Below are 20,282 nucleotides of genomic sequence, written 5' to 3'. Positions count from 1 at the left end.
GCTGTTATTACTTTTTTCCGAAAATAAACCTGTCATTTTCCGATAAATCCTTTATTAATTGAGCTTCCGATAAATCTTTAGAATATAATTCCAAAGTTTCCGGTCCTAATTTCTGATTGATTTCAAGAAACAATAATCCATTGTCTGATAAGTATTTTTGACCATCTGCAGCAATTTTGCGATAGAAAATCAGGGCATCTGAAGTAGGAGAGAAGAGTGCCATTGTCGGCTCAAAACCTTTTACTGACTCTTCAATTTCATCCTGTTCATCAATTCCAATGTAGGGCGGATTGGAAATAATGACATCATACTGTTCTTTTAGCTCAAAATTCAGGTAATCTGCATGAATAAAATTGATAGGTAACTGATGAAAGTCCGCATTTCTTTGGGCTACTTCCAGGGCTTTTTCGGAATAATCTATTGAAGAAACTTCAGCATCCGGAAAATGTTTTTTTAAAACTAGAGGAATGATTCCGCTTCCGGTTCCGATGTCAAGGATTTTTAATGTCTTTTTAGTTATTTCGACAGAAATTGCTTCTAAAGATTCTTCAATACGCTTATGAACTTCGTTCGTAAACCTTCGGTTTATATTCAGAATGACAAAATGCTGTTTTATTTTTTTTATGGCAAATTCCAGTAGTTCTTCCGTTTCCGGTCGGGGAATCAATACATTTTCATTTACGAAAAAAGTCATTCCGTAGAATTCTGTTTCACCCAGAATATGCTGATAAGGCCTGTTCTTTTTTAATTCAAGGATGATATCAAAAAGTTTTCTTTCATCATCATGCAACAATTCCTGATCAGAAAATCTCCGCTGGTAAAATGAATTAAATCCTACAATTTTTTCAATAAAGACAGCGCTTAAGAAAGCACTTTCAGAGTCGTTGTAAAGCCCGGAAAGTTCTGTTTTAAAATACTTTTTATATTCAGAAATCGTCATTTATCTTGTAAAAACCAGTTTGGTGTCGGTTGATTTATCTTCATCGATTCTGTAGCCTTCATAATTAAAAGCTTTCACATCATTCAGCGTTTTGGCATTGGTTTCGGCGCAGAACCTTACGACTAAACCTCTGGCGTGCTTCGTATAAACCACAATTGTTTTAGGCTTTCCGTCTTTAAGTTCATAAAAATCAAAGTCTATAACATGATGATTAAGTTTTTTACGGTCAACAACTTTAAAATATTCGTTACTTGCAAGATTAAGAAGAATTTCATTCTTTTTGAGCTCAGAATTCAGTTGTTCCGTCACCTTTTCTTTCCAAAATTCATAAAGATTTTTATAGTGCTCAAATTCGAAAGGACGTCCCATCTCCAGACGATAAAGCATCACTTTATCGGACGGTTTAAGCAAGCCGTACAATCCCGAAAGAATCCTGTGGTTTTTCTGCAGATAATCTACTGCGTTTTTGTCAAGCGTTTTTGCGTCAAGGCCTCTGTAGACTTCACCTGTAAAAGCAAATAATGCCGGCGCAGACTCCTTTGCTGAAGGTTTTGCTTTCCACTTTTGGTTTCTTTCCCAGTTTTCATCTGCCAATTTGGTTGAAATTTCCATCAGATCAGAAAGATATTTGGGCGATTTTTCTTTTAAATAAGATTGTATGAGAGCTGCTTCATCAATGAACTTCGGAGCTGTTGTTTTCAGCAGATCCGTGGTATTTTCGGTATTCATCAATTTAGCAGGCGAGGTAAGTATTTTCATAATGTTAAAATACAGATAAGTAAATATCAGTAAATAGTGTATCGAATGTTTAAACTTAGGTAAATATTCTTAAATTATTCCTTTTCCCTGACGGATTACTTCCGGTTCGCCTGAAGTAAGATCGACAATCGTGGAAGCGACATTATCTCCATATCCGGAATCAATGACAATGTCTACAAGGTGGTCATATTTTTCTGCGATTAGCTCAGGATCGGTAGAATATTCAATGATTTCGTCATCATCTTTGATGGAAGTTGATGCAATCGGGTGACCTAGTTTTTCAACAATCAGCTGCGGAATCGGATGATCCGGAACACGGATACCAATTGTTTTATGTCCTTTATAAGCCAGAGGCAAACTTTTATTGGCATCCAGAATGAAGGTAAACGGTCCGGGAAGATGACTTTTAAGGAACCTGAACACAGAAGTATCAATAGGCCTGGTAAAGTCCGACAGATGGCTAAGATCGTTACAGATAATGGAGAACTGCGATTTTTCGAGCTTTATCTTTTTAAGCTGTGCGAGCTTCTCCATTGCTTTAACATCAAAAATATTACAGCCTAAAGCATACACCGTATCGGAGGGATAAATAATTAATCCGCCATTGTTTAATGTTTTAATAACCTCATTGATAAGATTTTCCTGAGGGTTTTCGGGATATATTCTTAATATTTTTGCCATATTCAAAGATACAAATATTACAATAGTTTTCGTAAAAGTCCTTTATTTAAAAGAAAAATTAGGATTTTAAAAAAAATGTCGTATATTTGCAATCCAATATCGCGGGATGGAGCAGTAGGTAGCTCGTCGGGCTCATAACCCGAAGGTCATCGGTTCGAGTCCGGTTCCCGCTACTAAGTTTAACGTCAGCGGTGACGTTACAAAAAATACACCGCGGGGTGGAGCAGTAGGTAGCTCGTCGGGCTCATAACCCGAAGGTCGCACGTTCGAGTCGTGTCCCCGCTACTAAGAACGCTGTGGTGGCGTTTTAAAAAATACACCGCGGGATGGAGCAGTAGGTAGCTCGTCGGGCTCATAACCCGAAGGTCATCGGTTCGAGTCCGGTTCCCGCTACTACAGAGAGTATTGTCAAAAGGCAATACTCTTTTTTTATTTGTATGTTACTTACTGTTTTGAATAGATAATGAAACAATCTGAATTAAGCTCAAATTAGAGGATAATTTCATTACATAAAATTTGAGCTCAATTATATTTGAGGAAACAAAAGTTTTTGACGCTATAGACGCTATGAGTTATTTATCCCCTGGCCGTATATTTTTCGGTCGCAAAGGCATTTCATTCAGCAAATGATAGCTGTGTATATATGTTCTTATTTATTAAGTCCTAAATAAATAACTTTTATCTTGCGTTTAATCTTAATTTTATTTTCCCAAGAAATAATTGAGTAAATATCTTTTTCTAACTAGAAAATTCTTTTACTAATTACCCAAATTTTGCGATTGACCCAGCTTAACCTAAGCCTCAACCTTACTTAATGGCTTAATTTGTGCAGATAGATTAATAACACCTTTAAATTACAATATTATGTACAAAAAAATCCTAGCAGGTTTGGGTGGTGCTGTAGCACTTAGCCTTCTGCATGAAGCTATCAGAAAGAATTTCGATAATGTTCCCGAAATTAATAAAGTGGGAGAGGAAGCTTTAAACAAAGCACTGGATAAGGTAGATGCGAAAGTTACCAATCATGATCAGCTGTATGCTGCAACATTGGCGGGAGATGTCATTGGAAACGGAATGTATTACGCTGCAACGGCGACTACCGGTTTTAATATGGCATCCGGAGTCCTAATGGGGCTTGGAGCTGTTGCACTTCCTGAAAAACTAGGTCTTGATGACACGCCGGTTGCTGAGAATAATCAGAAAAAAATAATGACGGTTGCCTATTATCTTTTTGGTGCTATTGTCACCAAATTTATTTATGATAAGATAAAATAATAATAGGTCTAAAGGCTGCAAATTTGCGGCCTTTTACATTTTCTTTAAGGCTGATGCCTTATGAACAGCCGATTTTCCTGTTTTTTCGCTCATAACTTCATATTGCGGATTTTCTTCGGAGGCTCTTCTCTGCCTGTTCATAAATACAAAATCTTTCGTATGTACTTTGGTAATAATTCCGTGGGTTTCTCCATTGCTGAATTGCCATTTTACCATATCTCCTTTTTTTAATGTGCTCATTTATTTAATTTTAATAATGATACTATAATTATTATGCCACAAATTTGGAATATGTTCATAAAAAAATCCCGCCTGGAAAAGCGGGATTGATATAAGTGGTTGTGTGAGTATTTACTGTACCAATTGATTAAAAGGCTTAAGTGCATTATCATCAGCCATTGTCTGGCCTAAAAACTCTTTTTTCTGCATTCCTTTCATTCGGTTTGCAGCATCGTTTCCGTTAAAGTACGATTCATTCAGCTTTGTAGTAATTTCAGAAGGGTTAAAATCGAATTTTGTATCGCCTTCTACTCCAAGATATCCATTTTTTCTGGTAAGGTTCGTGATATAATTGTTGTAGTTGATAAGCGTACCTCTAAACATAGAATTATGATATTCCATGCATTTTTTTGCTTTTTTGGAAGAGTTGTTCAGGATACAGTTGTTCATATTTCCTCTGTAAAGACGCCATTCAAGCTCCACTTTCCCATATTCTTTCGATAATGCGGTGGTTCCGTTGGAAAGAATATTAGGATCATTTTCTTTTTCACTGATCTCTTTTAAATTTTTAATAACTAGGGGAACGGTATTTTCAATTTTGGTTTTAGCTTCACCTATTGCACTGAAATCCGCTGCGGGAGAGCCTTTTTTCTGAGCGGTTGTCACGTTAAAAATCAGTAGTAATAGTACAATTAACAAATTATATCTTTTCATGAGAAATTTTTAAAGCACTAAAATAAATATATTTTCTGAGTTAAGACAAATTCATTTTAATTTTATTTAATAAATTTTAACAAATCTTTAATATTAATTGTTCATTGTTGCAAAAATGATGGTTTTATACATTTTTTTGGAAGGTATATAACAGGCAATTAAATTATTTTTCAAATACAATGATATCATCATTATTTACCATGATCACTTTTTGGGCAAGATCGATAAATAAACCATGTCCCACAACGCCTTCAATTCCAGTTAGAGCATGGGACAATTCCGGAGGGTTGGTAATGAAACCAAAATCTACATCAATAATATAGTTGCCTTCATCAGTTAAAAATGGTCGATTTTGAATAAACCGAATATTCCCTTCTCCTTGTAAGTCGCGAATTTTTGAGTGGACATACTTTGATGCAAAAGGAATTACTTCAATCGGCAGCTTGAATTTACCAAGCTTTTCCACATATTTAGATGAATCAGCAATAATTATTTCTTCTTTCGTCATCGATGCAACGATCTTTTCCCGAAGCAAGGCACCACCACCACCCTTGATTAATGTTAAATCTTTAGTAAATTCATCTGCGCCATCAATTGTTATATCAATTGTATCGATAGTATTAATGTCAATAATGGGAATTTCCAGGGAAATGGCTAATTCCTCTGTTTTATCTGATGTTGGAACAGCTTGGATCTGAAGCCCGTTTTTCACAAGTTCCGCAATTTCCTTAATAGCATAATATATGGTTGAACCGGTTCCGAGACCTATAATTTTATTGTCACTTAAATATTTTACGGCTTCTTTTGCTGCAAGTTGTTTTTCCTTTTCTAGATCTTTTTTCATTGTGATGAGGATAGCAATATTTTGCTTTTCAATTTAATAATTTCAGAAAGAATTTTACTTTCTTTCCCGAATTAAATAGGCAATAACTTTATAGTTTAAAAATTTAACAAATTTTAATAAAAATTATCAGATTGATTTTCAGATGGTTATATTATAGTTCTTTTTATCACTAGAAAAATAGTTGTTTGGTTCGTTTTTATTTCTACATTTGTATAACTAATTTCTTAGTGATATTAATCGTGAATATATATCACTACTAATGATAAATGAAAAAGTATGAAGATTCAGACATTAACAAAAGCAGAGGAGCAGGTGATGCAATATCTATGGAAACTGGAAAAAGGATTTCTGAAAGATGTCCTTGATTTATTTCCTGAACCAAAACCTCATACCAATACGGTGTCAACCATTCTTAAGGTATTGAAGGAAAAGGAGTTTGTAGATTACAATGTTTACGGAAGACAGCATGAATATTTTCCCTTGGTATCAAAGGAGCAATATTCCGGGAAGACAATGAAAAGTCTGGTGAAAAATTATTTCAAAGGTTCATATAAAAGTGCAGTTTCATTTCTAGTGGAAAAAAATGAAATGACGGTGGAAGACCTTGAAATGCTTCTGAACGAACTTAAAAAGAAAAACTAATACTATGGAAACTGTACTTCTATACTTCGGAAAAGTTATTTTGTGTTCCGGTGTAATGTTTTTGTATTATAAGTTGTCTTTAAAAGACAAGACATTTCATCACTACAACAGATTTTATCTTTTGTCTGCGATGCTGATATCATTGCTGCTTCCTTTGATAAAAATTGAAGATTTCACCATTGAAGTAAGCAATGACATCTATAAATTAATAGATACGGTACAGAATTTTAACAATAAAAACTCAACGCATGATTACCCTTATTTTAGAATTATTCTTTCAGCTCTGGGAGTGGTTTCTTTCTATTTTTTAGGAAGATTTATCTACGGGATTTTCAGGATCCAGCAGCTTAAAAGACAGTTTCAGAGAGAAAGCTTCGATGGTATCAATTTTTACCGCACCAATCTTACAGAAGCGCCATTTTCTTACTTTAAAAACCTTTTCTGGAAGAATTCCATCACCTTGAATTCAGACATTGGAAAGCAGATTTTAAAGCATGAGATGGTACATATTGAGCAGAAACATTCCTTCGATAAAATTTTTATTGAGATCATTACTTCTGTTTTCTGGTTCAATCCTTTTTTTCACATCATTAAAAAAGAAATCAGTTTAATTCACGAATACCTGGCTGATAAAAAGGCCGTAAAACAGTCGGACACCAAAGCATTTGCGCAGATGCTTTTAGCAAGCCACTTTTCCGGAAATCAGTTGCCTGCCACCAGTCCGTTTTTAAGTTCCAATTTAAAAAAACGATTAAAAATGTTACAAAAACCTAAAACCAAATTCGGGTATGCGCGTAGAATTTTTGCATTACCGGTTGTATTTTCAGTAGCTTTTGCTTATTTGGTGAACGCTAAAAACCAGGAAATTAAGGCTACCAATTTAGAGATTGAGAAAGCTGTTTCCCAAATCAAAAAAGAAGATAAAGCGATCATTAAGAAAGATACGATTGCTCCAAATTTAAAAAATGATAATGTAGTCCCTCCACGAGATTTAAAAGATACTCAGAAAAGAATCTCTGCCTTAAATAAAAATATTGCTGAAAAGAGTAAAGGGTTAGAAAAGCTTAAACCTGAAAGTGAAGAATTTCAGACCAGAGTTAAAGAAATTGCTGCATTGGCTGCTGAAGCTGTGAAAATCAATGATAATGAAGTGATGCAGAGATTAGGGAAGGATTCTAGAATTGATAAATTAAAGAGAGAGGTCGATTGGGAAATTATTACTGAAGGTGAACCCAGATTTAAAGAAATGTCAGATTTTAACTTTGATTCGCCACCACCGCCCAATGCTCAAGACGTAAAAGTCTATGCGTTCAGAGGTACGGGAGATATGAAATGGTCGCCTGATATGGAAAAATCTTTCGGGCTAGCAGAACCAAATGCTAAAGAATCTGCTGCAACAGCTAAAAAAAGAGCTAAGCTGGAAAAAGAAAGAGCGCGCCTGGAAGAGAAAAGAGCCAAGCTTGAAGGTGAAAGAGCAAAGCTTGAAGCCGAAAGAAGAGCGCTTGAAGGTAACAGAAGGGCTTATTTTTATGGTAGCAATTTCAAAAGTTTTCCAGAGTTAAGTACAGTCAGGGTAAAGACTGATGATCTGAAAATAGGTAAAGGAAGATCTCTGATGATTTCAGGACTTAACAATGCAAGGAGTATGGGCGATATTAAAATCTTGATCAACGGAAAAGAATCGACCAAAAAAGAGATGGATGATCTCAATCCTGATACAATTAAGAGAATAGATATCACCAATAAAAAAATAGACGGTGAAAAAATGACTGGTGAAATCAGAATCCAATTAAAATAAAAAAATAGCTCTGTAGACCGACATCAGGTTTAAGCAGGGCTTTTTTTTAAAGCTTAATAATTATGAAAAATTATATTCTACTTTTTTTATTCTTTACGATCTCTGCCCATGCACAGATTAACCGATTTTTCTACGAGTACAAATTCATTCCGGATTCCAATAATAAAACTGATGTTAAAAATGAAATGATGTATCTTGACATTAATAAAAACGGCTCAAACTACTACAGCCGTGACAAGTATGTATCAGATTCTACCAATCTTGTAGAGATGAATAAACAGATCAGGTCATTTTCCGGAAGTATCAATGTGAACAGAAAAGAAAAACCCGGTACGGTTTCTTTTAAAGTAACTAAAACATATCCGGATTTTACAACTTATCTTTTCAGAAATATTTCTTCAGACAGGTATAAGATCAAAGAAGATCAGAAGCCTGAATGGAAAATATTGCCCGAAAAACAAAAGATCGGGGAATACAACGCCCAAAAGGCAACCACCAGCTTTGGAGGAAGAGAATGGGTAGCCTGGTTTTCAACCGATATTCCGTTTCAGGACGGTCCGTATAAATTCTACGGATTGCCGGGACTGATCGTAAAGATTGAAGATACTACAGGTTCTCACATTATGACTTTGGTCGGTAACAAAACATTGCCGGAATCTGCAGAAGAAAAAGAGCTGGAGCTCCCACAAAACATAAGGGTTTTCGGAGTAGGCGGAAAAGAACTTGAAGTCACAGAAGATCAGTTCAGAAAAGCATGGAAAGCCTATGTTAACGATCCTACCAAAAACATGAGGGAAATGATGATGGGAAATACCGATAACAATAAAATAACTTTTAAAGTAAAAACTCAGGACGGTAAGGAAATCTCAGATCCGAATCAGGCATTCAGGGAAATGGAGAAAAGAATGAAGGAATCTTTAGCAAAAAATAATAATCCTATCGAACCAGATTTAGTAAAATAAATTATAAATTGTTTTTAATAGCAGGATGAATTAGCTTTCATCCTGTTTCTTTTTTATTATCTTTAAATTTGAATCAACCACTCACAATAAAAATATGACAGAAAAAGAAAAATGTGCGCAAGGACTTTTATACAATGCCAATCATGATCAGGAGCTGATTAACGAAAGAATTTCTGCTAAAGATCTCTGCCATGAATACAATCATCTCAAAAATTCAGATGTTGCAGGACGGGAAACTCTTTTAAAGAAAATGTTGAGAAAAACAGGACAGAATATTTGCATCGAACCCAGCTTTTGGTGTGATTACGGCTACAATATTGAAGTAGGAGAAAATTTCTATTCCAATCATAATCTCGTGATTTTGGACTGTGCAAAAGTGATTTTTGGAAACAACGTATTTATTGGCCCCAATTGCGGGTTCTATACGGCAAATCATCCCATTGATGTAAAACAACGAAACGAAGGCCTGGAAACAGCACACCCGATAACAGTCGGAGATAATGTCTGGTTTGGCGGAAACGTCGTTGTGCTTCCCGGAGTTTCCATAGGAAACAATGCTGTAATAGGTGCCGGAAGCGTAGTGACCAGAGATATCCCGGAAAATGTGGTAGCAGTCGGAAATCCCTGTAAAGTTGTAAAGAATATTGATCAGTAAACTTTATCGGCGCGGAAACTTCGTTTCCGCGCCGATAAAGTTTAATATTAAAAACGCAAGTCAGCTTAAGCCAGTTTCTGAGAATCTGCAATAAACTGAGCCAGTCCGTTATCTGTCAATGGATGCTTAAGAAGGCTCAAGATTGGAGGAAGCGGTGAAGTGATCACATCAGCACCAATCTTTGCACAATCGATAATATGCATAGAATGACGGATAGAAGCTGCTAAAATTTCAGTTTCATACATATAATTATCAAAGATCAGTCTGATCTCCTGGATTAAGTTTAATCCGTCAGTTGAGATATCATCAAGTCTTCCCAAGAAAGGAGAAACATACGTTGCACCTGCCTTAGCTGCCAAAAGAGCCTGCCCTGGAGAGAAGATCAACGTACAGTTGGTTCTGATTCCTTTATCTGAAAAATATTTTAATGCTTTGATTCCGTCTTTGATCATTGGGATTTTCACGACAATATTCGGGTGGATGGCTGCCAATTCGTCTCCTTCTTTGATCATTTCCTCATACGTTGTTGAAAGAACTTCAGCAGAAATATCTCCGTCTACAATCTCGCAAATAGCCTTATAGTGATTTTTGATCGCTTCAGCTCCCTGAATTCCTTCCTTCGCCATTAATGATGGATTGGTGGTTACCCCATCAAGAATTCCAAGATCTTTGGCTTCTTTAATTTGCTCTAAATTAGCAGTGTCAATAAAAAATTTCATGTTTTACAGATTTATGTACTACAAAGATAAACATTCCTTTTTGAGTGGGAAATATTAATTGGGGTAAGATTGAGAGGAAGTTGAGTTTGAGAGAAAGTTGAGGTTAAGGTTGAGGTTGAGGTTGAGGAGGTGAGCTTAATCGAAAATGTATTTTGCGAGAATTTTGGAACAGCTTTATCAATAGGGGCGGACTTTAGTCCGCCTGTCGCTGGCAGAATCAAATGCGCTGCCAACGGCCTTAGCCAAAACATATATTAATTATCTGTTAAATAAGCAAAATCTGCGAGTATATAAAAATAACCAGTTAATCAATGTAACAGGCTTTGAGTATTTCATTCAAATCTTGACCAATTATTATCCGAAAGTCTGTCGCACCCTCGCAACAAGTTTTCGGGAACATCCGAAAAGCCGTTACACCCTTGCAATGAACTTTCGGGTGTTCCCGAAAACCTCCTGCACACTGCAGCAAACTTTCTGGAAGACCGGAAAACCTCCTGCAAGCTGCAGCGAACTTTCCGCAATCCTTGAAATCTTCCCGCAATGTGCGGCCGGCTTTCTGGTAACTATACACAAAAAAGATCCGGAATTTCCGGATCTTTTAAAATAAATTCACGTTATCTACGAATTCAATGCTTGGCTCAGTTTTACAGCATCCTGGTTGCTCGGGTCATACTGCAATGATTTTGCAATATGTTCTTTTGCCTTGTCAGGATTAGACTGTTGCTCTGAGAAAGCAATATAAAAATAGGCATACGCCAGGTTTTTCTTATTCTGCTCTACCTCTTCAGGTTTTACAGTCGCTATATATTTCTCGTAAGCCAATTTGGCATTTGCATCATCTTTAGCGTTTTGATAGGCATAGGCCTGACTATAATATGACGGTGCCCAATCGGGTAATAGTACGGATATTTTCTTCCATGTATCGATAGCGTTCGTCCAGTCTGAAGCTTCCTGGTAAGCTCCGGCTAGTTTAGCCAATGCTTCTGTATGTTTAGGATTAGTTTCTACCTGTTTCTTTAAAGCATCAATAGCAGGATTTGCTGATTGAGTGGCTGTAGCCGTTGCAGCTGTATTGGCTGTACCGGCAGCACTATCGGTTTGTGTATTTTGTGCGCTCACAAAACTTACTCCTCCTACTAACATTAGACCTAAAAATAGGTTTCTGATATTCATTTTAGTCATTTTCATAATTCTAATATTTTTCAATTGTGTAGAATAAAATTCAATAATAGTTCCATAAACGCTAATATTTTAGAACCTTTAAGCTTTTTTTGAAAATATTAACGGCTTCTTTGTCACTTTTATATAAATTTTAGATTCATTGGGAGATGCGTTATATTTGTCAGTAATAATTTTAATGACATTTATACCGATGAATATCATATTAGCATCTACATCCACGCTTTTCGGCGGAGAATATCTGGAATATTTAAAAGAAGAATTAATCACCCTTTACCAGGAAATTGATGAAATTATATTTATTCCTTTTGCAAGGCCGGGCGGTATTTCATATGATGAATACACTGAAAAAGCACGTTCTTTCTTTGAAAAGATTAATATAAAAGTAAAAGGTCTCCACGAATTTGAGGATAAGAAAGCAGCATTGAACAACGCAAAAGGATACTTTACAGGAGGTGGAAATACCTTTTTACTGGTTAAAACCTTACACGAAGAAAATCTGATGACGGTTTTAAAAAGCAATGTCGAAAGTGGAAAACCATACCTTGGATGCAGTGCCGGAAGTAATATTGGCGGACAGAACATGAAAACCACCAATGATATGCCGATTGTATATCCTCCGAGCTTCGACTGTATGGGGTTGGTGCCATTCAACATTAATCCGCATTACCTGGATCCGAATCCGGACTTAAAGCATAATGGAGAGACCCGCGAAACCAGAATTAAAGAATTTTTAACACAAAATGACCTGAAAGTAATCGGACTTCGCGAAGGAAACTGGATCCGAAGAAAAGGGGATCGGATTACTGTGGAAGGAACAGAGCTGACGAGGATTTTTGAAAAAGATAAACTGCCTTACGAGATTAAACCCGGAACTGAACTGTAATTTTATTTTTAATTATATTTGAATGGAAGAATGATAAAAGTGCAATGCTAAGCCTGTCGAAGCATCATTTATTATTATATTTTTCACAGATTTAAAAATACGCTTAAAGAATGAGAAAAACCTTAGCAGCCCTTGCTTTATCAACCCAGATTATTTATGCCCAGAATATATCACAGCAACTGGATGGTGCAACCAAAAATCTAATGAATTCCCCGGCAGCCATCTCGTCAAACCTGTCATTTTATGTTTCGGATGAAAGCGGGAATTTGGTGTACGAATATCAGGGAAACAAAGGTTTTTCCACTGCTTCCACACAAAAGATATTCACGGCGGCTGCAGCTTTGGAAGTTTTAGGTAAAAATTATACGTACAAAACCAATTCCGGCTATTCAGGGACGATTTCTTCAGGTACTCTAAAGGGAAATTTAATAATAAATTCTACCGGTGATCCTACTTTAGGAAGCTGGCGGTATGATGCGTACAAACCGGAAAACTTTAAAAAGAAATTAACGGAAGCGATTAAGAAAGCAGGAATCAATAAAATTTCAGGAGATCTTATTATCGACGATTCTTACTTTGATCATCAGACCATTCCCGGAGGATGGCCGTGGGATGATCTCGGCAATTATTACGGAGCAGGAGTGTGGGGTGTCAACTGGCGCGAAAATCAGTTTGATATTAACATCAGCGGTAATGAATTTAAAAGTTTCTCGTATCCGCTGGAAGGTGTACGCTGGCTCAATGATGTAAAGGTTGGTGGTAATTCAGACCAGAGCCTTATCTTCACGGCACCACATTCAAATGTTGCTTTAATCAACGGAACTTTACCTGCAAAAACTGTTACGGTGTCCGGTGCAACGCCAAATCCGCCTTTACAGCTGGGTGTTGAAGTCAAACAATGGCTAAAGGATGCAGGAATTGATTTTTCAGGAAAAGTGATGACCAATTCCCAACTGGAAATTGAAGGTAAAAGTCCTCAGCGATTATCCGACGATAAGGTGATCTTTACCTACGAATCTCCGACACTGGATAAGATTGTATACTGGTTTCTGAGAAAAAGTGTTAATCTATATGGTGAAACACTGATCAAGACATTAGCAAAAGAAAAAAAAGGAAATCCAAGCTTTAAAACCGGAGTCGCTTTCTTAAAAGAATTCTGGAAGTCGAAAGGCATTAACCCGAATATGATCAATTTTGCCGACGGAAGCGGTCTTTCTCCCCAAAATTATGTTTCTGCCAAAGCTGAAGTGCAGGCGTTGCTGTATGCAAAGAAACAGTCGTGGTTCGAATCATATTACGATGGTTTCCCTACTCAGGACAATGGTATGAAAATGAAAAGCGGAACTATGAGAGACACCAAATCCTTTGCAGGTTTTCATACTTCCAAAGACGGAAAAAAATATGTGTTTTCAATCATCATCAACAATTACCAGGGAAGCGGAAGCACTGAGCTGCAGAAAATCCTGAGTGTTTTAAAATAATTTACTTTGAGAAAATCAATATTTGCAAGGCTGAATAACTGGATCATATTTGTTCTGATGACAATTGTTGTCCTCACTATTGTGATTGCCTCTACCATCCTGATTAATTTTCTCCGTAAGGAAGAAATTAAACGCGTTGATATTTTGGTAAGTGCCTTGAAATTTCAGCAGGAAGTAGCTAACCCGAATCTTGAAGTTCAGGCATTGCTTTTACAGATTTACAGCTCAAATACTACCGTTCCGGTCATCATATTAGACGAAAATGATAACGTGATTGAATACAAAAACCTTCCGAAGGATATAGAAAATAATTCCGGTCAAATTGTTGACTTAGCCAAAAAAATGGCTAAAAGCTATACTCCGATTGAGATTGAAATTACAAAAGGAGACAAACAGATCGTTTTTTATGACAACTCTCCATTGCTGAATAACCTTAGATATTCGCCGTACATCCTCGGTTTTTTCATTCTGTGTTATTTCCTGTTTTCATTCTGGTTTTTCCGAACTATTAAGAAAACGGATGAAGGTTATCTTTGGGCCGGACTTGCCAAAGAAACAGCTCACCAGATTGGCACTCCTTTATCTTCCATGATCGGATGGATGGAAATCATGAAGCTTGATGATCCCGAATCTGAAGGCATTCATGAAATTGAAAAGGATATTGACCGCTTAAAAACCATTTCAGAAAGATTTTCCAAAATCGGCTCTGTCCCGGAATTGAATGATACTGATTTTAATGCAACGATTCAGGAGAATTATGATTATTTAAAAACAAGAATTTCCCGGAAAATTAATTTTGGCTTACATCTTTCCAATGAGATGATTTCCGTTCCGCACAACAGGATTCTGATGAGCTGGGTAATTGAAAATCTGGTGAAGAATGCAGTTGATGCCATGAAAGGAGAAGGGTCGCTCTCCATTTCGGTAATCGAGAGAAATAAAAGTATCGTGGTAGAAGTTCAGGATACTGGAAGCGGCATGACAAAACAGCAGGCACGAAATGCTTTTAAACCGGGATATTCTACCAAAAAAAGGGGCTGGGGACTGGGGTTGTCGCTTGCCAAAAGGGTAGTGCAGGAATATCACAACGGCGATATTAAAATTGCTCAGACAGAAGTAGGAAAGGGAACAACTTTTAGAATTACCATAAGAAAAGCATAGATGATGATGTTGCTTTGTTTTGTTTGAGTGTTTTAGAGTTGTAGAGTGTATTAGAGTCATAGTATTAGAGCGTTTTAGAGTTCGTGAGTATTGCTGTCATTCTGAATGAAACGCAGTGGAGTGAAGAATCTTTATTTTTATAAATTGTAGAGCTTGTCATTCTGAAGTTTTTACCCTTGACTTTAATCTGGCATTAGAATCTGATAATTTATATTTGGTTGAGATGCTTTATCATGGCAAGTTGCTGCGGCTTTATTGCTATTCATAATTCCCTTCCTCTGGAGGGGTGGCGAAAATTTCAAAGAAATTTTTGACGGGGTGGTTTCGAATGTGAAAATTCACCATTGACTCATAGAAATTGACTCTTCACCTCCCATAGCCCCGATTGCAGAGGAAATCCTTTTGCGGGCTTCGACAGGCTTAGCCTGACAGCGGCTGGAAGCAAAAGATTGCAACGAAAAGCGGGAAATTGCTCCTTAAAAAAACAATACAATTCAACGAAGTCAAAAAGTTTCTAAAAATATTTATTAAAATTTATTATCAAAACAAAAGCGGAGAAAAATTCCCCGCTCTATTATTTATTCTTCGTTAAAACTATTTCTTTCCCGTCAGCCACTGATCCTGAAGTTTCTTTTCTTCCGGCGTAGGATTAGCTTTAAACTGTAGCGTTTCTATTGTCATTTTATCGAGAACAGCTTTTCCTTTAAGTTCCATCTTTGCATTGTCTCTTAAAATAGTCACTGTTACATTCTGTCCTTCCTTGATGGTTTTGGAATAATTAATGAAATCCTGAATGTTCTGGATATTAATTGTTTTGCCATCCAAAGCAACGATCTTATCCGTGATCTTGAATCCGATGCTTTTTGCAAAAGGCGACAAGGCAGAGCTTTCATCAAATATAAAGGCGTTCGCTTTTTCATCATATCCTGTTTGGTTTGGATCTTTAATAAACCAGAAAATTGGCGGAGTCTCCTGCTTTTTCAGTTCCACACCCACCATATTGAGATATTGTGCGTAAGGGGTAGGCTGACTTCCTGCAATATATTTATTGTAAAAATCTTTTACCTGAGGATAGCCTGTTACAGTAACCAGTTCATCAATCAGTTTATCATCTTTGAACGGTTTATTCTCACCGAATCTCTGAGACAGTTTTCTGATCATATCGCGGTAACCCATTTCACCATTGGAAAGTTTTCTGAGTTCGATATCCAGACACATGGCGAGAAGAGCACCTTTTTCATAAACATTTCTGTACTGGTCTTTATATTCGTCAAGAAGTACGTTTTTACTCATCACCGTGAACGGCATAGTATCATTGTAGTTCTTTGAGTTGGTGATCTTTTCATTCATTCTCTGAAGGAATTCCTCTTTGGTAATCAAACCTTCCTGGATCTGGAACAGATTGGCAAAGTATTCTGTACCGCCTTCATACATCCAGAGATGCTGAGACATTTTCGGATCTGCATAATCAAAATAATGGATCTCTTCAGAATGCGTCTTCAACGGATTTACCGTATGGAAAAACTCATGGGAAACAACATCGGTTATGGTTTTGTCGATCGCTTCTTTAGGCATCATTTCAGGAAGCACCACGCTCGTTGACTCATGATGTTCCAGCGCACCAAATCCTTTGATCTGCGGTCCGTCACCTCCTGCGAGATAAAGCATGATCGCATATTTTTTGTTGGTATTCATGTCACCAAGAAATTTCTTTTGAGCTACGACCATTTTTTCGAGATTATCTTTAAAATCTGCCGCTTTATATTTTCCTGAAGGTGAATAAACGCCGAGCACAAGATCCATTCCTCCTGCATTGAAGGTGATATAATCCGGTTTGGTATACATCAGCGGAGAATCTGTCACTTTTGCATAATTAGCAAGTGTGAAAGTATCTGTTGCTTCCGATTTGTCCTGATCTACCAGAGCAGTAGTTCCGTAGAAATCTGCCGGCTTCTGGATCACCAGCTGATAAGGAACATCCTGCATATTGTCTATATATCCTACAAATCCGTGGGTATTGATAAGATATATTTTACCGGCTTCGATATCCGTTCCGGACGGTGAGAATACGGCTTTATGCTTTGAAGTATCCATCTCATCATCAAAACTGTCGTTGACCAGATAAGTAACTTTAGACAAATCCTTGGCATTCTTCAAAGAATAGGTATTGTCATTCACCTTCGTAAAAGCAAGCTCTTTTCCTTTGTTATCTAAAAATTTAATGCCTTCCACAAATCTTCCGTAGTCATCTACAGAATACGTTCCCGGAACAGTTTTGGGGAAATGGAATTTCACATCACCGGATTTCATCTTAGGAAATTCCATAGTGACAGCTACTTTATCGTCTTTTACATTGACAAGATCAATAGTTGTTTTAATAGATTGGGCATTCACCAGGAACGTGGCCAGAATACCTAAGCTAAGTGCTATTTTTTTCATTGAGTTTAAGATTATAGTTAAATAGTTGTTGAAAATCTTATTTTGTTACGGATTGCTGTATTAAATTTTTCATAAAAAAGACAAACCTTTTCATGTAAAGATTTGTCTTCGGTTTATTTTGAATGCTTATTGCACATTTCGGTAATTAATGTAGTAGTTTTTATTGAACTGCACCGGAGTTCTGTTTTTTAATTTTACAGCCTGCCATTGTTCGGTAGGATTGATCGTTTGTTCACCGTCAATTCTTACCGGAAGTTTCAGGTCTTTTATAGCATTGGTGTACCGGAACCTGAGCTCTTCTCCTTTTTGAGCATATTCCAGCGTCGGAACTTTTGTGGATCTTAAATATTGATCAAACACACTTGAGAAATCAATTCCCGATTTTTTCGAAATATAATCTTCAATCTGTTGAGTTGTGACCGTTTGATGATAAAAATCTTTGTTAATGCCTCTCAGAATTTCCCTGAATTTATCATCATTATTGATTATCTGGCGAATGGTGTGAAGCATGCTGGCACCTTTAAAGTACATATCACCGCTTCCTTCATTTCTTACCCCATATTTTCCGATGATCGGAATATCGTTGCTTATCATTTTATGAATTCCCTGAATATAAACGTCAGCCGATTTTTTATCCATGAATTTTTCTGTGAACAATACTTCGGAATACATTGTAAATCCTTCATGAACCCACATATCCGCCTGGTCTTTTGCTGTAATATTATTGGCAAACCATTCGTGTCCGCTCTCGTGAATGATAATGTAATCCCAGTTGAGGCCGACACCCGTTCCTGAAAGATCATTTCCCAGATATCCGTTCTGATACCCGTTTCCATACGCAACATTACTTTGGTGTTCCATTCCAAGGTAAGGAGATTCTACCAATTTGTATGAATCTTCATAAAAAGGATACGGACCAAACCAATATTCAAAGGCAGAAAGCATTGGCTTTACCTGCTGAAACTGTTTTTTAGCTTTGTCAAGATTGTAGTCAATTACCCAGTAATCGAGATCCAGCTTACCTTTTTCTCCTTTGAAAGTATCTTTGAAATTCACATATTTACCAACGTTCGGAATGATGGAGTAGGCATTGATAGGATTTTTGACTTCCCAGGTATAGGCTGTTTTGGAGCCTTCGTCCTTTTTGCTGATCAGCCTTCCGTTCCCTACGCCCACAAGATCTTTTGGAGTGATGATTTTCATAACGATACCATTGTCGGGTTCATCGCTCCAGATGTCTTTGGTTGGCAGCCAGATAGAAGCGCCAATGCCTTCGTCGGCAACGCTCATCCAGGGATTTCCCTTTTCATCTTTGGTGAAAACCCAGCCTCCATCCCATGGGGCGTGTTTTGCAATCGTCGGGTTTCCGGAATACGCTACGTTAATGATATATTTTTCTCCCTTCTTAAAAAAATTATTGGTTTTGATCCAGATAAAATCACCATCCTGCTTATAGTCTGCCACCGGAAAGCTTGCTTCCACCTTATCAGCTTTCATGGGCTGCTGGAGATCAATCTGGAATGTAGGATTGGTAACGTCCTTAATGATTTCAAAGCTGATTTTGTTATTTCCTTTGATGCTTTTTGCTGCAAAATCCGGCTCTACGGAAAGATCATATTTCTTCACATCCCAGAAGTTTCTGAATGCTGTATTAGAGCCTTTTAAAGTATCCTGTTTCGTGAAGGCTTTGTCTTTTTCAAAGAACTGACCGAATACCAGCCCCGAAGCCAATAAAACAGTATATGAAAGTTTTTTCATCTGAATTAAATTAATCTTCCAAAAATAGAAAATAAATTGATTCCAAAAACGGAAAACTAAGATTGTTTGTATGATCCGTGATTAAATAATCACCTATAATACTGTTTCTTTACAGATCGTGTACAGATAGTTTCTAGAAGCGAGATTCCTTGAGAACGAGTAAGAAAAAAGTAATCTCACTTAGAATACTTTGTAACCAATAATCCTTCGGAGCTTATGATTTACTGAATTGGGCGGGAACGTATCATCTGGAAGTGGTGACGCAGTTTTCCAAGAATGATGCTTTTCTAAAGGAACCAAGAGTAGCGCTTTTAGATAAATTATTAACCGTTAAATAGAAAATCAATGGCATCGTCCGACGACTACCTTGTCCCTAGCCCGAAGGAAGGTGTTTCCCTCGCTCGAGGGATGGCGTGTCCTCAGTGCGTAGGTAATATTGTCCTGTAGTAATGCTCCTATCAACACAAGCAATCATCATTAGAATGGGGATTTTCATCAGTGTGTTCCTCTGGTTTGGGAAATCTTTCTCAGCCGGAGTTTTGGCTTCGACTTCGCTCAGCCACCATTGAGTTAGAGGGTTTGAGAATGGGAATGCTGAAGGGTTTTAAGCGGTACAAGATTCCCCTCAATGGAGGAGTGGCAAAAATTCAAAGAATTTTTGACGGGGTGGTTTAAGAAAGATTCTGAGATTGGTGGCTGAGCAGAGCCGAAGCTACCATTGAACGGATGTCATTATTTGTATTGCTATGATAATCGATAAAACTACCAGAAGCAAACCATATTTAAAGAACATATTTTGCACTCTGATAGTTTAACAGACCACCCCGTAGGAAATTCCATTGGAATTTTCGCCACCCCTCCGGAGGAGGGGAATTTAGAAGCGATCGGCTGGCGGCGCCTCTCGAAGGCCCGCGTATACTTGAAGGACTGGTGGCTTCGAGAACCTCAGCCGCCATTGAACGGATGTCATTATTTCCATCGTCATGGCAACTACAAAGTTCAGCGTAAGAAAACAGTAGGAAAATTCCCCTCAATGGAGGGTGCGGAAATTCAAAGAATTTTTGATGGGGTGTTCAAGAAAGATTCCGAGATTGGTGGCTGAGCGGAGCCGAAGCCACCATTGGAGTTGTAGTGTTTGAGAGTGGGAGTGAGTGTCTTTACAGCATAGAA

19 protein-coding genes and 3 tRNA genes are annotated in these 20,282 nt (G+C 37.3%); 12 read left to right on the top strand and 10 right to left on the bottom strand.

Annotated features, from left to right (window positions below; translation table 11 throughout):
- Positions 1 to 7 precede the first annotated feature (7 nt).
- From BMW64_RS16180 to BMW64_RS16170, 3 genes are all read right to left on the bottom strand, one after another.
- On the bottom strand, positions 8 to 940 hold the full coding sequence (locus BMW64_RS16180) for a N5-glutamine methyltransferase family protein (protein WP_090000995.1): 933 nt from the start codon (positions 938 to 940) through the stop codon (positions 8 to 10).
- A complete protein-coding gene (gene yaaA / locus BMW64_RS16175; RefSeq protein WP_090000994.1) occupies positions 941 to 1,699 on the bottom strand; it encodes a peroxide stress protein YaaA in 759 nt (252 codons plus the stop codon). It lies immediately after the preceding gene.
- 69 nt (positions 1,700 to 1,768) lie between these two features.
- Positions 1,769 to 2,380: an L-threonylcarbamoyladenylate synthase gene (locus BMW64_RS16170; protein ID WP_090000993.1), complete on the bottom strand. Its 612-nt coding sequence runs from the start codon at positions 2,378 to 2,380 to the stop codon at positions 1,769 to 1,771.
- 100 nt (positions 2,381 to 2,480) lie between these two features.
- On the opposite strand from BMW64_RS16170, the gene BMW64_RS16165 reads away from it, so the two are divergent.
- From BMW64_RS16165 to BMW64_RS16150, 4 genes are all read left to right on the top strand, one after another.
- Positions 2,481 to 2,553: transfer RNA gene (locus BMW64_RS16165), tRNA-Met, on the top strand.
- 39 nt (positions 2,554 to 2,592) lie between these two features.
- A tRNA-Met gene (locus BMW64_RS16160) sits at positions 2,593 to 2,665 on the top strand.
- 35 nt (positions 2,666 to 2,700) lie between these two features.
- Positions 2,701 to 2,773 (top strand) — tRNA-Met (locus BMW64_RS16155).
- 471 nt (positions 2,774 to 3,244) lie between these two features.
- Positions 3,245 to 3,655 carry a hypothetical protein gene (locus BMW64_RS16150; RefSeq protein ID WP_090000992.1) on the top strand — a complete coding sequence of 137 codons (411 nt, stop codon included), beginning with the start codon at positions 3,245 to 3,247 and terminating at the stop codon, positions 3,653 to 3,655.
- 33 nt (positions 3,656 to 3,688) lie between these two features.
- Here the strand turns inward: BMW64_RS16150 and BMW64_RS16145 are convergent, their stop codons facing one another.
- From BMW64_RS16145 to rpiA, 3 genes are all read right to left on the bottom strand, one after another.
- Positions 3,689 to 3,895 carry a hypervirulence associated TUDOR domain-containing protein gene (locus BMW64_RS16145; RefSeq protein WP_090000991.1) on the bottom strand — a complete coding sequence of 69 codons (207 nt, stop codon included), beginning with the start codon at positions 3,893 to 3,895 and terminating at the stop codon, positions 3,689 to 3,691.
- Positions 3,896 to 4,006: 111 nt separating this feature from the next.
- The gene (locus BMW64_RS16140; protein ID WP_090000990.1) at positions 4,007 to 4,588 is read right to left on the bottom strand and encodes a hypothetical protein; all 582 of its coding nucleotides are present in this window, start codon (positions 4,586 to 4,588) and stop codon (positions 4,007 to 4,009) included.
- Between the two features lie 163 nt (positions 4,589 to 4,751).
- Positions 4,752 to 5,432 (bottom strand): ribose-5-phosphate isomerase RpiA, encoded by a 681-nt coding sequence (rpiA, locus tag BMW64_RS16135; RefSeq protein WP_090000989.1) that lies wholly within the window; start codon positions 5,430 to 5,432, stop codon positions 4,752 to 4,754.
- A gap of 276 nt (positions 5,433 to 5,708) precedes the next feature.
- On the opposite strand from rpiA, the gene BMW64_RS16130 reads away from it, so the two are divergent.
- The 4 genes from BMW64_RS16130 to BMW64_RS16115 all read left to right on the top strand — a co-directional run bounded on the left by BMW64_RS16130 (position 5,709) and on the right by BMW64_RS16115 (position 9,489).
- The gene (locus tag BMW64_RS16130) at positions 5,709 to 6,074 is read left to right on the top strand and encodes a BlaI/MecI/CopY family transcriptional regulator (RefSeq protein ID WP_090000988.1); all 366 of its coding nucleotides are present in this window, start codon (positions 5,709 to 5,711) and stop codon (positions 6,072 to 6,074) included.
- A gap of 4 nt (positions 6,075 to 6,078) precedes the next feature.
- Positions 6,079 to 7,872 (top strand): M56 family metallopeptidase, encoded by a 1,794-nt coding sequence (locus tag BMW64_RS16125; protein WP_090000987.1) that lies wholly within the window; start codon positions 6,079 to 6,081, stop codon positions 7,870 to 7,872.
- A gap of 62 nt (positions 7,873 to 7,934) precedes the next feature.
- On the top strand, positions 7,935 to 8,834 hold the full coding sequence (locus tag BMW64_RS16120; RefSeq protein ID WP_090000986.1) for a GLPGLI family protein: 900 nt from the start codon (positions 7,935 to 7,937) through the stop codon (positions 8,832 to 8,834).
- Between the two features lie 94 nt (positions 8,835 to 8,928).
- Positions 8,929 to 9,489 (top strand): sugar O-acetyltransferase, encoded by a 561-nt coding sequence (locus BMW64_RS16115; protein ID WP_090000985.1) that lies wholly within the window; start codon positions 8,929 to 8,931, stop codon positions 9,487 to 9,489.
- 65 nt (positions 9,490 to 9,554) lie between these two features.
- On the opposite strand, the gene fsa is transcribed toward BMW64_RS16115, so the two are convergent.
- Positions 9,555 to 10,208, bottom strand: a complete 654-nt coding sequence (gene fsa, locus BMW64_RS16110; protein ID WP_090000984.1) for a fructose-6-phosphate aldolase — start codon at positions 10,206 to 10,208, stop codon at positions 9,555 to 9,557.
- Positions 10,209 to 10,632: 424 nt separating this feature from the next.
- Between fsa and BMW64_RS20740 the strand changes: the two genes are divergently transcribed.
- Entirely contained in the window at positions 10,633 to 10,815 is a 183-nt protein-coding gene (locus tag BMW64_RS20740; protein WP_090000983.1) for a hypothetical protein, read from the top strand.
- A gap of 11 nt (positions 10,816 to 10,826) precedes the next feature.
- On the opposite strand, the gene BMW64_RS16100 is transcribed toward BMW64_RS20740, so the two are convergent.
- The gene (locus tag BMW64_RS16100; RefSeq protein WP_090000982.1) at positions 10,827 to 11,396 is read right to left on the bottom strand and encodes a tetratricopeptide repeat protein; all 570 of its coding nucleotides are present in this window, start codon (positions 11,394 to 11,396) and stop codon (positions 10,827 to 10,829) included.
- A 184-nt stretch (positions 11,397 to 11,580) separates the two neighbouring features.
- Here BMW64_RS16100 and pepE point away from each other — a divergent pair, with 184 nt between their 5' ends.
- The 3 genes from pepE (at position 11,581) to BMW64_RS16085 (ending at position 14,915) form a co-directional block, all read left to right on the top strand.
- A complete protein-coding gene (pepE, locus tag BMW64_RS16095) occupies positions 11,581 to 12,273 on the top strand; it encodes a dipeptidase PepE (RefSeq protein ID WP_090000981.1) in 693 nt (230 codons plus the stop codon).
- A 110-nt stretch (positions 12,274 to 12,383) separates the two neighbouring features.
- A complete protein-coding gene (gene dacB / locus BMW64_RS16090; protein WP_090000980.1) occupies positions 12,384 to 13,754 on the top strand; it encodes a D-alanyl-D-alanine carboxypeptidase/D-alanyl-D-alanine endopeptidase in 1,371 nt (456 codons plus the stop codon).
- A 6-nt stretch (positions 13,755 to 13,760) separates the two neighbouring features.
- Positions 13,761 to 14,915, top strand: coding sequence for a sensor histidine kinase (locus tag BMW64_RS16085; RefSeq protein ID WP_394332264.1), 1,155 nt, complete (start codon positions 13,761 to 13,763; stop codon positions 14,913 to 14,915).
- A 594-nt stretch (positions 14,916 to 15,509) separates the two neighbouring features.
- Here BMW64_RS16085 and BMW64_RS16080 read toward each other — a convergent pair.
- Together BMW64_RS16080 and BMW64_RS16075 are read right to left on the bottom strand one after the other, a co-directional pair.
- Entirely contained in the window at positions 15,510 to 17,354 is a 1,845-nt protein-coding gene (locus tag BMW64_RS16080) for a M61 family metallopeptidase (RefSeq protein WP_090000978.1), read from the bottom strand.
- Positions 17,355 to 17,480: 126 nt separating this feature from the next.
- Complete coding sequence (locus BMW64_RS16075) at positions 17,481 to 19,112, bottom strand: M1 family metallopeptidase (RefSeq protein WP_090000977.1); 1,632 nt, start codon at positions 19,110 to 19,112, stop codon at positions 17,481 to 17,483.
- Positions 19,113 to 20,282 lie beyond the last annotated feature (1,170 nt).

Origin of the sequence: Chryseobacterium taichungense (genome assembly GCF_900109935.1) — a bacterium.
GTDB classification, from domain to species: domain Bacteria; phylum Bacteroidota; class Bacteroidia; order Flavobacteriales; family Weeksellaceae; genus Chryseobacterium; species Chryseobacterium taichungense.
This window is presented reverse-complemented; position numbering and strand designations above follow the sequence as displayed.